General features: G+C 72.4%; 15 protein-coding genes. 1 reads left to right on the top strand and 14 read right to left on the bottom strand.

Features of this window, described 5'->3' with window-relative positions; translation table 11 throughout:
* Positions 1 to 96: 96 nt before the first annotated feature.
* Entirely contained in the window at positions 97 to 1368 is a 1272-nt protein-coding gene (locus H9640_RS15500) for a hypothetical protein (RefSeq protein WP_191791681.1), read from the top strand.
* Between the two features lie 98 nt (positions 1369 to 1466).
* Here the strand turns inward: H9640_RS15500 and csrA are convergent, their stop codons facing one another.
* From csrA to H9640_RS15430, 14 genes are all read right to left on the bottom strand, one after another.
* A complete protein-coding gene (csrA, locus tag H9640_RS15495; protein WP_307823973.1) occupies positions 1467 to 1724 on the bottom strand; it encodes a carbon storage regulator CsrA in 258 nt (85 codons plus the stop codon).
* 49 nt (positions 1725 to 1773) lie between these two features.
* Positions 1774 to 2622, bottom strand: a complete 849-nt coding sequence (locus tag H9640_RS15490) for a hypothetical protein (RefSeq protein ID WP_191791680.1) — start codon at positions 2620 to 2622, stop codon at positions 1774 to 1776.
* Positions 2594 to 4642, bottom strand: coding sequence for a flagellar biosynthesis protein FlhA (locus H9640_RS15485; RefSeq protein ID WP_191791762.1), 2049 nt, complete (start codon positions 4640 to 4642; stop codon positions 2594 to 2596). The genes H9640_RS15490 and H9640_RS15485 overlap by 29 nt, the downstream gene beginning before the upstream one ends.
* Before the next feature lie 166 nt (positions 4643 to 4808).
* Positions 4809 to 5957: an EscU/YscU/HrcU family type III secretion system export apparatus switch protein gene (locus H9640_RS15480; protein WP_191791679.1), complete on the bottom strand. Its 1149-nt coding sequence runs from the start codon at positions 5955 to 5957 to the stop codon at positions 4809 to 4811.
* On the bottom strand, positions 5957 to 6709 hold the full coding sequence (locus tag H9640_RS15475; protein ID WP_191791678.1) for a flagellar biosynthetic protein FliR: 753 nt from the start codon (positions 6707 to 6709) through the stop codon (positions 5957 to 5959). Before H9640_RS15475 ends, H9640_RS15480 begins: the two co-directional genes overlap by 1 nt.
* Before the next feature lie 5 nt (positions 6710 to 6714).
* Positions 6715 to 6990 (bottom strand): flagellar biosynthesis protein FliQ, encoded by a 276-nt coding sequence (fliQ, locus tag H9640_RS15470; RefSeq protein ID WP_191791677.1) that lies wholly within the window; start codon positions 6988 to 6990, stop codon positions 6715 to 6717.
* A 1-nt stretch (position 6991) separates the two neighbouring features.
* The gene (fliP, locus tag H9640_RS15465; RefSeq protein ID WP_191791676.1) at positions 6992 to 7840 is read right to left on the bottom strand and encodes a flagellar type III secretion system pore protein FliP; all 849 of its coding nucleotides are present in this window, start codon (positions 7838 to 7840) and stop codon (positions 6992 to 6994) included.
* Positions 7837 to 8523 (bottom strand): FliO/MopB family protein, encoded by a 687-nt coding sequence (locus H9640_RS15460; RefSeq protein ID WP_191791675.1) that lies wholly within the window; start codon positions 8521 to 8523, stop codon positions 7837 to 7839. The genes fliP and H9640_RS15460 overlap by 4 nt, the downstream gene beginning before the upstream one ends.
* Before the next feature lie 4 nt (positions 8524 to 8527).
* A complete protein-coding gene (gene fliN / locus H9640_RS15455; protein ID WP_191791674.1) occupies positions 8528 to 9232 on the bottom strand; it encodes a flagellar motor switch protein FliN in 705 nt (234 codons plus the stop codon).
* A 3-nt stretch (positions 9233 to 9235) separates the two neighbouring features.
* The gene (locus tag H9640_RS19755; RefSeq protein WP_307823972.1) at positions 9236 to 10135 is read right to left on the bottom strand and encodes a flagellar motor switch protein FliM; all 900 of its coding nucleotides are present in this window, start codon (positions 10133 to 10135) and stop codon (positions 9236 to 9238) included.
* Positions 10136 to 10196: 61 nt separating this feature from the next.
* On the bottom strand, positions 10197 to 11099 hold the full coding sequence (locus tag H9640_RS15445; protein WP_191791673.1) for an OmpA/MotB family protein: 903 nt from the start codon (positions 11097 to 11099) through the stop codon (positions 10197 to 10199).
* Entirely contained in the window at positions 11099 to 11872 is a 774-nt protein-coding gene (locus tag H9640_RS15440) for a motility protein A (protein WP_191791672.1), read from the bottom strand. Before H9640_RS15440 ends, H9640_RS15445 begins: the two co-directional genes overlap by 1 nt.
* 5 nt (positions 11873 to 11877) lie before the next feature.
* Entirely contained in the window at positions 11878 to 12183 is a 306-nt protein-coding gene (locus H9640_RS15435; RefSeq protein ID WP_191791671.1) for a flagellar FlbD family protein, read from the bottom strand.
* A gap of 238 nt (positions 12184 to 12421) precedes the next feature.
* Complete coding sequence (locus H9640_RS15430) at positions 12422 to 13603, bottom strand: flagellar hook protein FlgE (protein ID WP_191791670.1); 1182 nt, start codon at positions 13601 to 13603, stop codon at positions 12422 to 12424.
* Positions 13604 to 13612 lie beyond the last annotated feature (9 nt).

Here is a 13612-nt window from a genome sequence, read left to right as displayed (position 1 = left end):
CGAGGGCCTCGCGCCGGCGGGTGCCCGCACCACCGCACGATCGCCGTGACCACGGCCGTACCGACCTGCGTGCCCGTGGGCAGGAGAGAACGCTGCATGTCTGACGCACTTCCTGCGCGTCAACCCCTCGGGGTCGACGCACTTTCCGCCCTCGCCGCCCTGCCCGCACACGCCCGCGAGCACGCCCTCGCCGAGTTCCTGGCCTCCCGTGCGGGTGAGCTCGCCCGCGAAGCACGCCGCGTCGTGCGGACGTACCGGGTCGCTCCCGCCGACCGTGCGGCAGCGCACGACGCGGTGACGACCGCCCAGCAGGCGCTGATGCGCGACGTCGCCACGGGGCGCCGTAGCGTCGACGCCCGGAGCTGGGCCCCCACCGTGCGCGCCGAGTCGGCACGAGCGGTCCGCCGCTCGGCCGCCCAGGGCGCCTACGCCGTCGTTCCCTACCGGCAACGCCTCGCGGCGCAGCGCGCGACCCTGCTCGCGGTGCGTGAGACCGCCGCGGAGGGTGTCCCACCCGCTGCGGACCCACGGCCGGCCGCCGTCGCCCTCGCCTCGGCCGGGGTGCCGTCGGCAGTCCCCCCGACCTCTTCCCTCGTGGGTGGGACCGCTGCAGCGCATGTCGTGAAGGTACCGGTCGAGCACGTGACCCGCAGGCCCACCGGGCCCGCCGGCACTCCCCGGCACGCCCGCCGACAGGCCCGAGCCGTCCTGGGCAACGGCCTGTCCCCCCGCAAGTCCCTGCGGTGGAGTGCGGCGGCGCTGCTGTCCACCGTCACGATCGTGGTCGGCGCAGCGGTCGCTCCCGCCGAGGAGCGACCCGACGACGGGACGGGCGCGTCGAACGTGACGTTCGTCGACCGGCTCACGATGCCCATCGTCGGCCTGTGGGACAACCTCGTCGGCAACGGCAAGGACAACGGCAAGGGCACCGTCGTACCGGTACCCGTCGAGTCCCCCACCCCGTCCCCTCCTGCGGTGCAGCCGACACCGGCTCCGACGGCCACGCAGGTCCCCGTCGCGCCGGCCGTGCCGGCGGTTCCAGCCGCACCCGCCGCGCCCGTCCCCGGCGGCGGGCCGGGTCGCTCGCAGGCCCCCCAGGACGGTGGTCGGCACGGCAACGGTGGCGGCTGGCGCGACCACGACGACCTCGGGCGCGGAGAGTGGCACGAGCGCGACGACGAGGACGACGACCGGGACGACGACGAACGGCGCGGCGACCGGCACGGACGCGACGATCAGCGAGGCCAGGGTCGGGGCGACCGGGACGGTGACCGCGGCGCCGGTCACCGCGACGACCGGTCGCGAGGCCGGGGTCGGAACGTCGGCGAGCGCAGGCACGGCCGGTCGAGCTCGGTCCCGCGCGTCTAGCGCGCGCGGACGACCCGGCACGGCGGCAGCCAGGTCGCGCCGCACGGCTGCCGCGGACTCCTGAGGCTCTGCGGGTACGTCGCCACGTCGTCGAGGACTCAGGACGCCGGTCGCAGGGCGAGCAGCGCACGCACCTCGTCGGCGCTCCCGTCGCCCGCGGCGGCTGCACGGTTGCCCTCGGCCACCTGGTCGACGATCTCCGCCCGGTGGATGCGCACGTCGCGCGGCGCCTCGATCCCGATCCGCACCCCGTCGCGGCCCGCGGAGACCACCGTCAGGACGATGTCCTCGCCGACGAGGATCCGTTCGCCCACCTTGCGCCCCAGCACCAGCATCGACGTCCTCCTGACGTTCACGACATGTCGTCCTGACCTTCCGGGAGCACCTATGCGGACCTGCCGTCGGTCAGCCCGCGTCCCATCCCTCGGGCAGCCCGAGGAGCTGGACCGTCTCCGGGGTGCGGGTCAGCGACCTGCCGACCACCACCATGGCGTGCACGTGCACGACCGCCCGCAGGCCGTCGACCCACGCCGCGGTGTCCGCGTGCTTGCGCGAGGCGTCGACCACGACCCACACCTGCTCGGGCGCGAGCTCGTCGAGCACCCGGAGACCGTCCACGAGATCCGCGGCGACCCCCACCGCGACCGCGGTCGCCGTGCCGGCGTGCACGCCGCGTGCCCGCGCCTCGGTCGCACCGCGCCGGTCGACGACCCGGTGGGACTCGCCGTCGTGCGCGTGGCCCGCCGAACCCGTGAGGAGGCCGAGGCGCGCGCGCATCGCGCGTGCGACCGGCAGGGCGTCACCCCCCAGGCCGACGAGGGCGACGAGGTCGCCGGGGGCTGTCGAGGGCCCCACCTGGCTCGGGGCCCGCGCCGGTTCGGGGAGGGCCGTCTCGGCGATCAGCTCGTCGAGCATCGCCGCGAAGTCGTCGCCCCCGGTCGACATCTCGAGGTCCTCCGACCGTGCCGAACGGGCCGGCTGGAGCCGGTCGGCCTCGTCGGCGTCGTCGAGCAGGGCGGCGATGCCCGCCCGGCGCGCCGCGGGGAAACGGACCGGGTGCTCGGTGGGACGCGACGGGGCCGGGGACGCGACCTCGACCACGGCCTCGTAGTGCTGCCTGCCGAAGAGTCCCTTGATGCCGCCCGTGATGACCCTCTCGGCGGACACGATCCGCACGTCGGGGCCGTGCTCGCGCCGTGCCTCGTCGAGGATGGCCTCCAGGGTGTCACCCGCGAGCCGCAATCGCCGGGGCATCGTTCACCACCCCGACCGTCTCGATGAGGGCGTTGCCCGAGGTCACCTCGGTGTACGAGAGCACCGCCAGGTCGGCGAGCTGCGTCGCCACCAGGCGACGGATCGCCGGGCGCAGCGACGGCGCACAGACCAGGACCACGTCGTGCCCGACCGCGCGCGCGGACTCGGCGACGTCGGCGACCGAGGTGCGGAACGCGTCGAGCCGGGCCGGGTCGACGACGATCACCGTGCCGTGCTCCCCTCCCGGTTGCCTGCCCGCGAGCATGGCCTGCTCGAGCACGGGCGCGATCGTCACGACCCGGATGGTCCCGTCGACCGTGTAGCGCGCCGGGACCGCCGGCCCGAGGGCGGCGCGCGCCGACTCGACGAGGTGCTCCGCGTCGGTCGACCGCTTGGCCGCGAGCGCGAGCGCCTCGTAGATGCGCGGCAGGTCGTTGACGGCCACGCGTTCCTCGAGCAGCCCCTGGAGCACGCGCTGGATCTCGGCGAGGGACAGCAGCGTCGGCGTGAGCTCGTCGACCGCCGAGGGGTTGGTGCGCTTGACCTCGTCGGTCAGCACGCGCACGTCCTCGCGCGAGAGCAGGCGCGCGGCGTTGGCCGAGATGATGGCCGACAGGTGGGTCACGAGCACCGAGACGCGATCGACGACCGTGGCGCCCGCCATCTCGGCGCTGTGCCGCATCTCGACGGGCACCCACTTGCCCTCCATGCCGAACACCGGGTCCACGGTGGCCTGACCGGGCAGCGACGCGAGGTTGTCCCCGAGCGCGAGGACCTTGCCCGCGGGTGCCTGGCCCCGACCCGCCTCGACGCCCGCGATCCGCACGGCGTAGGTCGAGGCGACGAGCTCGATCGAGTCGCGCGTGCGCACGGGCGGCACGACGACGCCCAGGTCCATCGCGATCTTGCGCCGCAGGGCGCGCACGCGCCCCAGGAGGTCGTCGTGCGCGCCCGTGACCAGGTCGACGAGGTCGGGGGCCAGCAGGATCTCCAGGGCGTGCACGCGCATCTGCTCGATGAGGTTCTCGGTACCGTCCGTCGAGGCGGCCGCGCCCTTCTCGAGCTGCTCGGCCGCGGCCCGCGCGACCTCGGCCCGCTGCTGGCGCGACTTGATCTGCTGCGCCGCCACGAGGAGGCCGATCCCGAGGACCAGGAACGGCAGCTTGGGCATGCCCTCGATGAGCGCCATGGCGAACGACGCGACGCCCGCGATCGCGATGGCGTGCCGCGACTGGACGAGCTGGCTCGAGGCCTGCGACCCGACGTCGCCCTCGCCCGAGTTGGAGCGGGTCACGATCATGCCGGTCGCGACGGCCATGAGCAGCGCCGGGACCTGCGTGACGAGGCCGTCGCCGATCGTCAGGATCGAGTAGGTGTCGACCGACTCCCCGATCGGCATGCCGTGCATGACGACGCCGATGACGATCCCGCCGACCAGGTTGATGATCGTGATGACGACGCCCGCGATCGCGTCGCCCTTCACGAACTTCGAGGCACCGTCCATCGCACCGTAGAAGTCCGCCTCCGCGGAGACCTCGGCACGCCGCTCGCGGGCGTCGGTCTCGGAGATGAGGCCCGCGTTGAGGTCGGCGTCGATCGCCATCTGCTTGCCGGGCATCGCGTCGAGGGTGAACCGCGCCCCGACCTCGGCGACGCGCTCGGCGCCCTTGGTGATCACGAGGAACTGGATGACCACCAGGATCAGGAACACGACCATGCCGATGACCAGGTTCCCGTTGACCACGACGTGGCCGAACGCGCTGATGACCTCGCCCGCGTACCCGTTGCCCAGCACGAGGCGGGTCGAGGCGACGTTGAGGCCCAGCCGGAAGAGCGTCGCGACGAGCAGCAGCGACGGGAAGACGGAGAAGTCGAGCGGCTTGGTGACGAACATCGACGTCAGCAGGATCACGAGCGAGAGCAGGATGTTGACGATGATGAGCACGTCGAGCATCCCCGCGGGGATCGGCACGACGAGCAGCAGGACGATGCCGACGACGCCGAGGGGCACGGCGATCATGGCGAGGGAGCGGTTCTTCACGCGGAACCCTGGTCCTTCCCGGTTCGGAACGGTGGCAGGTGCTGCCGCGAGGCCCTATGCACGTCGCGCCGACGGCAGCGCGGGTCGGCCTCGCGGTCGGCCTCGCGGTGGGCAGCGGCGCGGTCGGTCGGGCACGTCGGTCGCCTCACGCCGTGCGCGCCTCGCCGTCCCCCGCGGCGCCCTCGACCGGCCACTCCCCCGGCGCGATCGCCGGACGGCCCAGCCGGTGCGGCACGGAGGAGACCGCTGCCCCCCGGCGTGCGAGGGCCATGACGAACGCGAGGACGCGCGCGACGGCCATGTACAGCTCGACCGGGACCTCCTGCCCGACGTCGCAGACCTTGTGGAGGGCGCGCGCGAGCTGGACGTCGCGGACCATCGGCACGCGCGCCTCCTCGGCCTTCTCGCGGATGCGCGCGGCGAGGTGGTCCGCGCCCTTGGCGACGACGCGCGGTGCGGACTTCCCCGCCTCGTAGCGGATCGCGACCGCGACGTGCGTGGGGTTGACGATCACGACGTCGGCGTCAGCGACCGCGGCGAGCATGCGGTTGCGCGACAGGGAGCGCGCCATCGACCGGCGCTGCGACTTCACCATGGGGTCGCCGTCGCTGTTCTTGTGCTCGTCCTTGAGCTCCTTTTTCGTCATGCGCGTCTTCTTGCGGTTGCGCTTGGCGACGACGAGCACGTCGAGCAGCGCGAGCGAGATCCCCGCCGCGGTCGCCCAGAGCAGCAGCGCCCTGACCCCCGACCCGGCTGCCTCCAGCAGCGACGAGACCGGCAGCCCACCCGCGGACAGCAGCACGGGCATGAGCGACTGGATCACGACGTACAGCACGACCCCGACCACGGTCGTCTTGAGCAGCGCCTTGACGCCGTTCCACAACGCCTGCGGGCCGAGGATCCGCTTGAACCCGGAGACCGGGTTGAACTGCTGGAACTCACCCCGGAACTTCTTCAGGTGCAGGCCGCCCTGCACGACCGAACCGATGATCGCGGCGAGCGCCACGGCCGCGAGCAGCGCGCCGATCGTGGGCAGGATCGACCCGAGGGCCTCCTGCAGGAGCACGACCGCGACGGCCGGCTCGGGGTTCTCGATCACGGTGCGGATCGAGAGCACCTGCTCGGTCGCGGCACCCGCCGCGTTGCCGAGCGTCAGGGGCAGCAGCGCCCCCGCGACCGCGATCCCGACCCAGGCCGTGAGGTCCTGCGACCGGCCGAGCTGGCCCTTCTCGCGGACCTCCTTCATCTTGCGGTCGGAGGCCTGCTCGGTCCTCTCCTCGGACGTGTCCGCCATCAGCCCACGCCTCCCATCAGCTTCAGGGCCTGCGCCGTGAGCGCGGACAGGGCGTGCGGCAGGGCGATGAGCACCGTCCCGACGAGCGAGAGGGTCAGGAAGATCTTGAGCGGGAAGCCGAGCGCGAACGCGTTGAGCGCGGGGGCGACACGGGTGACCAGGCCCAGTCCGACGTCGGCCAGGAAGAGGACCACGACGATGGGCCCGGCGATCTGGAGACCCGCGACGAACGACCCCGTGAGCGCGTCGACGAACGACCCGGCCGGGACCCCGGCGAACGCCCCCACGGGCACCACGTCGTACGAGCGCGCGAGGCCGAGGATCACGAGCTGGTAGGCGTCCGAGGTGAACATCAGGACGACGGTGGCCAGCGCGAACAGACGCGTGAACTGCGACCCGCTCACGTTCGTCTGCGGGTCGAACGCCATGCCGACCGAGAATCCCCCGAACAGGTCGAGGTGCGAGCCGGCCGCGGTCACGGCCGAGAAGACGATCATGACCATCGTGCCCAGCATGGCGCCCGTCGCCGCCTCGGCGACCACGTGGGCGAAGAACGTCGCCGTGCCCACGGGTTCGTACGTCGGCGCGACCCGGCCCGAGACCACCAGGCCCAGCGAGACCGCGAGGATGGCGCGCACCTGGCGCGGGATGGCCTTGTGGGAGAACGGCGGCGCGAGCAGCATGAACGCGGCCAGGCGGACCCCCGCGAGCAGGGTCGCCTGGAGCCACGCCTGGTCGATGTCGAACGTCACCGACGTCAGCCGCCGCCCAGCAGCGACGGGATGAGGTCGAACATCGAGTGGGTGAACGAGACCAGCTCGCCGATCATCCAGTTCCCGCACACGATGAGCGCGACCGCGACCGCCGCGGCCTTGGGCACGAACGAGAGCGTGACCTCCTGGATCTGGGTCACCGACTGCACGAGCGAGATCGAGAACCCCACCACGAGCGAGGTGATGAGCACGGGGGCCGCGAGCTTCGCGGCGAGGATCATCGCCTGCGTCGCGATGTCGAGGACTGCCGAGGTCTCCATGTCACCCCACCCCGTACGAGCCGATGAGCGAGGTCGTGATGAGCGCCCACCCGTCGACGAGGACGAACAGCAACAGCTTGAACGGCAACGAGATCATGGTGGGCGGGAGCATCATCATGCCCATGCTCATGAGCGCCGCCGCCACGACCAGGTCGATCACGAGGAACGGCACGAAGATCACGAAGCCGATGATGAACGCGGCCCGCAGCTCCGAGATGACGAACGCCGGCACGAGCGTGGTCAGCGGGACGTCGGCCATGGTCGCCGGGTTGTCGAGGTCGGCCGCGCGCGTCATGAGCGCGAGGTCCTCCTCGCGCGTGTGCGCGAGCATGAACTCGCGCAGCGGCACGGAGCCCGCGTCGAGCGCCTGGCTGAACGTCGTGGTGCCCTCGAGGTAGGGCTGGACGGCGGCGTCGTTGATCTCGCCGAACACCGGCCACATGATGAACATCGACAGGAACAGCGCGAGCCCCGCGAGGACCATGTTGGGCGGCACGGTCCCCGTGCCGAGCGCGTTGCGCGTCAGGGACAGCACCACGAAGATCTTCGTGAACGACGTCATCATGAGCAGCAGCGTCGGGGCCAGCGACAGCAGCGTGATGCCCACGAGCGTCACGAGGGACGACGACGGCTCGCCGTTCGGACCGTTGATCTCGACCGAGAAGCTGCTGCCCCCGTCGGGAGCGGTCGGGTCGACCGGGGCGGTGGGCGCCGTGGGGTCGGTCGGGGCGGCGCTCGCGGACGGGGCGAGCAGCACGGTCGCCACGAGGACGAGCGCGACGAGGAGCACGGCCGCGGCCAGGGCCACGACGCGGCGCGACCCCTGACGCGCCGGGGTGTCGAGGGTCATCGCCGGGGCCCCCACACGGCGCGCGCGGCCTGCCGCCAGGTGTCGACGGCCAGGAGCGAGCGCGCCGCGGCGGGCTCGAGCAGGGCGGTGGGGACGCCCGACGGCGCACCCGCCACCGCGAACACGGCCGCCGCGGGCGCGGGCGCGGGCCCTGCCGGACCGGAGGCCGACGGGTCGGTGGCCGCGTCGTCCGTCGGGACGGTCGTCTCGCCGAGCCAGACGTGCGCGGCGAGGACGGCCTCGTCGAAGGACTGGCTCGGCTCGGCGGGACCGGTGTCCCCGAGCGGGCCTGCCTCCGCTCCACCCACGGGGGCGGCCACGACCTGCGGCCCGGTCGTCGACTTCACCACGTTGAACGGCCCCACGCGCGAGGCCGTCGCTCCGCGCAGCGCGTGCTTGGGGGTCGCGGGGCCGGTCGTCGCGGACGTCGCGGGCGCGGGGCCCTGGTCGATCACCGTGACCGACGACTCGGTGACCCCCAGCAGGTAGCGGGTACCGCCCGAGTCGAGGAGCACGGCGGCGCTCTTCTGGCTCAGCCCCTGACGGGCGACGACGGTGAGCTGCGCGCCACGGCCCGCGGGGGCCGTGCGCCTGCTCCGGTCGGCGACCCGGTACGACAGCCACAGCAGCCCCATGACGACCGCCAAGGAGAAGGCGACGCGCAGCACGGTGGTGACGTCCACGGGCTCAGTCGTCCGCGTCGAGGATCTTGGTGATCCGCACGCCGTAGTCGCCGCCGTCGACGACCACGACCTCTCCCTTGGCGATGGTCCGACCGTTGAGCTGGACGTCGGCGGGCGCACCGGCCGAGCGGTCGAGCTCGACGACGGCGCCGGGCTCGAGGTTGAGCACCTCGCGCACGGGCATGCGCGTGTGCCCGACGACGACCGCGAGCCGCATCTCGACGTTGGAGATGCGCGCGAGCCTGCTGCCCGTCATGGCCTCGTCGGGCAGGCCGCGCAGGGTCTTGCGCGTGCGGACGACGAACCAGCCCGCGGTCGGCCCGCCCCCGGCGGAGAGCTCGAAGACGACGGCCTCCTCGTCCTCGAAGAGCTCGGTCGCGTCGGAGACGCGGACGTCGCCGAGCACACCGACGCCGGTCGTGGCACCAGCCGCCTCGAGCGCCGGGCGCAGGAGGTCGGTCACGTCGAGCGTCGGGGTCTCGGACGCGTCGGCGAGCGAGGACTCGTCGATGAGGGCGAGCGCCATGTCGGTGCCGGTGTCCCCGACGTACGAGGCGACGACGGCGGTCACGGCCTGCGGGCCGACCGGGGCCCCGCCGGAGATCGCGGCCGAGAGCGGCGTGCTCGTGGGGACGAGCTCGACGAGTGCCCGGGCGGCCTCCGCCGCGGCCTCGACGGCCGTGCGGTCGGCGGTGGTGGCGGTGCTCATGTGTCAGTTCTCCTCGGTGGTGACGATGCGGCAGGCGAGGCGGGAGCCGGACGAACCGACGGCGCCGCGCGCCAGGACGTGGCCGTCGACGATGACGTCGAGCGGGCGGGAGCGGTTGTGCGGCAGGCGGATGACGTCGCCGACCGCGAGGTCGACGACCTCGACGGGCGTCATCACCGCGCTCGAGAGCTCGACCGTGACGTCGACCAGGGAACGTGCGAGGTGTCGTCGCGTGCGGGCCGCGGCGTCGGCCGGGTCGTCGGCAGGGTTCGCCTCGCCGAGGTGCGGGAGCAGCGCGATCGCGGGCAGCGCCAGGGTGGCCGTGCACGGTCCGTCTCCGACGCGCAGGTTGAACTCCGCCACGATCATGAGCTCGGCGGTCGGCGCGGCCTGCACGAACTGCGAGTTGTGCTGGATGGACCCGATCTTGAGGGGGGTCTCCAGGAGACGCCCCATCGAGTGCCGCAGGTCGCGCAGCGTCTCCGTGACCAGCGAGGTCACGAGCGCTCGCTCGACGTCGGTGAACTTGCGGTCGATCGCCGGGATGTACGGGCCGGCGCCGAGCATGTGCGCGATCCACGTGAGTGCGTCGGTGTGGGGGAACTGCAGCACGGCACGCGGGTTGATGCCGTCGATCTCGCACACGACAACCGCGGTCGTGACCGGCAGGTCGGCCACGTAGTCGTCGTACGTGCGCATGGTCACCGCGGCCAGGCTCACCTGGGACACGACCCGGACGCGCGCCGTGAGCTGCGTGCCCCACTGGCGGGCGAAGCTCTCGAACGCCATCTCGAGGATGCGGTGGTGCTCACGCACGAGCGTCGTCGGACGACGGAAGTCGTAGACCTCGACCTTGCGCCGGTCGGCGGGACCCTGGACCCTGACGGGTGTCGTCGTGCTCACGCTGGTCTCCTATGCACGCACGCGCCGCAGAGCCTGCGCGTCGGCGGGAGCCCGTGGTGGGTCAGTCCTGCGCGGTCGCCGCCTCCGCCGCGCTCGCCTGGGCTGCGCGCTGCGCCGCCTCCGCCGCCGGCACGTCCGCCGCGGTGAGGGTGCCGCCGAGCACCTCGGGGATCAGCGCTCGCACGGCCTCGGGCTGGGCGGACAGCACCATGATGTCGACGCGCCGGTTCGTGGCGAGCGCCTCGTCGTGGGTGCCCGCGGCGAGCGGGCGGGCGGACCCGAACCCCACGGCCGCGATCCTGTGCTCGGTGAGTCCGCTGTGCTCGACGAGGTAGCGCAGCACCGAGGTGGCACGCGAGGAGGACAGCTCCCAGTTCGTCGGGTAGCGCGAGCCCACGGTCGCCTTGTAGTCCGCGTTCCCCTCGACCTGGATCTCGTAGGGCGTCGGAGCGAGCACGGGGCCGATGATCGCCAGCACCGCCCCCGCCTCCTCGGTGAGGTCGGCGCTGCCCGGCGAGAAGAACGTGTCGGCCGACACGAGACGGACGGTGAGGCCGCGCTCGTCGATCTCGAACCGCACGGTCTCGGACATGCCGTACGCCTGCAGGTCCTTCGACATCGCGTCGCGCAGCCCGGTCAGGTCGGCGACCTCGGCCAGGGCCCGCTCGAGGTCGGTCTCGACGTCGGCGGGCGGCTCGGTCGCGGGGTTGTCGATGACCGCCTCCACGACGTCGGCGTCCTCGATCGTGCCGAAGCCCGCCGCGAGCGACGACTTGAGCTCCTGGTACTTGTCCTGGTCGACCGAGCTGATCGCGAACAGCACGATGAACAGGCACATGATGACGGTGACCATGTCCATGTAGGACACCATCCAGCGACCGCTGCCGCCCGTGTCGTGCCCTCCACCACCACCGCCACCGCCACCGCCTCGCCTGCTCCGGCCGTGCCCACCGCGCCGGCTCATCAGGCTGCCTTGCCCGGGGGCAGCGACCACTCGGGGACCATGGTCTTGAGGCGTTCGTCGATGACGCGGGCGCGGGCGCCCGCCTGGATCGACATGTACCCCTCGAGCAGCACGTCGAGCCGCTGGATCTCGAGGTCGGAGATGCGCTTGAGCTTGGCGCCGATGGGCAGCCAGATGAAGTTCGCGGACAGGATGCCCCACAGGGTCGCGATGAACGCGGCGGCGATCATGTGCCCGAGCTCTGCGGGGTCGGACAGGTTCTCCAGGACGTGGGTCAGCGAGACGACGGTGCCGACGATGCCGATGGTCGGGGCGTACCCGCCGATCGCGTTGTAGAAGTCGTACGCGACCGCGTCCTCGCGGCTCTTGGTCTCGATCCGTTCCTCGAGCAGGGTGCGCAGCTGGTCCGCGTCGGCACCGTCGGCCAGGGACTGCAGGGCGCTGCGCTGGAACGGGTCGTCGGTCTTCTGCGACTCCGCCTCGAGCGCGAGGAGGCCGCCGTCGTTCTGCACGATCTCGGCAGCGCGCACGACCTCCTCGATCGCGTCCGCCGGGCGGGCGGGCTTGCTCATGAAGGCCCTCGGCAGCGCCTTGACCGCCTGGAGCGCGTCGCGCACCGTGCCCGACGCGACCGCGACGAGGATGCTGGCCCCGAAGACGAGGATGATCGGCGCGGGCAGCAGGATCGACGTGATCTGGGCGCCCTCGAGGAGCACCATCGCGACGAGCGCACCGAACGCGAACAGGATGCCGATGATGGTTGCGGGATCCATGGGGCCTACTTCCTCGGGGTGGGCAGCGGGGTCACGGGGACCGGGACCCGGTCGTGCGCGGCCGGCTCGGGCCGGTCCGGCACGATGCCGAGCGGCGTGCGCTCGTTCGTGACGGTCATGGACTGCGCGAGCAGCAGGACGCGAGCCTTGTGCTCCTCGACCAGCCGGATCACGTCCTCCATGGACTCGGTGACGATGTATCGAGAACCGTCGATCAGCGTGACCCGGGTGTCCGGGTTGGTCTCGACTCGGGCCACGAGGTCCGCGTTGATCGCGATGCGCTCGGAGCTGAAGCGCGTGAGGACGATCACGGTTCCACCTTCGGGTCGGGTCGGGTCGCAGGGTGCGAAGGGCGTCTGGCCAGGTCTTTCGCGGCGCGGTGCACCGGTCGGCCCTGCCCCGCTGATCCGTACTCTCGGCAGCCGTCGGGCTCTCGTGAAGGCGAGGGTGGCTGAACCGTCCGGGCCGCCCCGAGCATGACGGTGCCCCCGGGACGGGTCGTCCCGGGGGCACCGTGGTGACCGCGCGCCGCCCCGCGCGCGGCCGTCGTCAACGCTTGAGGTTGACGAGCTCGGTCAGCACCTCGTCGGAGGTGGTGATGACGCGCGAGTTCGCCTGGAACCCGCGCTGGGACACGATGAGGTTCGTGAACTCCTGCGAGAGGTCCACGTTCGACATCTCCAGGTAGCCGGCCGTGATGGAGCCCATGCCCTGGTCCCCTGCACCGCCCACGATGACCTCGCCCGAGTACTGCGTGGCGGCGTAGGTCGAGCCGCCCGCCTTCTCGAGGCCGCCCATGTTGGTGAAGGACGCCAGCGCCACCTGGCCGAGGACGGCCGTCTTGCCGTTCGAGTAGGTGCCGATGATCGACCCGTTGCCGGAGACCGAGTACGACTTGAGCGAGCCGGCCGCGGCGCCGTCCTTGGCCGAGACCGCGACGTTCGACAGCCCCGCGTAGGACGTGACGGTGCCGAGGTCGATGGCCACGCCCGCGACCGTGAGCGACCCGCCCGCCGTGAGGGCGCCGTCGGTGAAGGTCAGGTCCTGCGGCCCTCCGATGACGGTCCCCGTCGCGGCGTCGAGCGCGCTCACCGACCACGTGCCGCCGGTCGCGGTGAACTCGAGCGACATCTTGGTCGACGTGCCGAGCTCGTCGAAGATCTCGATGTCGCGCACCACCTTGGTGCCGTCCTTCGCGTCGGCCGGCAGGTTGCCGCCGAGCGTGACGCTCGTCGTGGCCTCGGGCGGGGCGACGTCGCCGACCGGGATCGTGAGACGGCCGAGGGGGCCGCTCGTGTTGACGACCCCGTTGACCGCCGTCCAGCCGCGGACGAACGCGCCGTCTGCGTTGACCAGTCGGCCGCTGGCGTCGAAGTCGAACGCACCGTTGCGGGTGTAGAGCTGCTGGCCGCCGCTCTCGACGACGAAGAACCCGTCGCCGTCGATCATGAGGTCGGTCGCGACGCCCGTGGCCTGGGACGCACCCTGCGTGAACTGCGTCGTGATCGCCGCGGTCGTGACGCCGAGGCCGATCTGGGCGGGGTTGGAGCCACCGACCTGCTGGTCAGGGGCGACACCCGCGGCGACGAGCTGCGAGAGCGTGTCCTGGAACTGGGTGCGCGAGGACTTGAAGCCCGTCGTGTTGACGTTGGCGATGTTGTTGCCCGTCACGTCCAGCATGGTCTGGTGGGCTCGCAGACCGGAGATTCCGGTGTTGAGAGAACGGAGCACGAGAGTCCT

The organism is Oerskovia gallyi, assembly GCF_014836745.1.
GTDB classification, from domain to species: Bacteria; Actinomycetota; Actinomycetes; order Actinomycetales; family Cellulomonadaceae; genus Oerskovia; species Oerskovia paurometabola.
The sequence above is the reverse complement of the archived record's forward strand: the minus strand, read 5'-3'. Positions and strand labels throughout refer to the sequence as shown.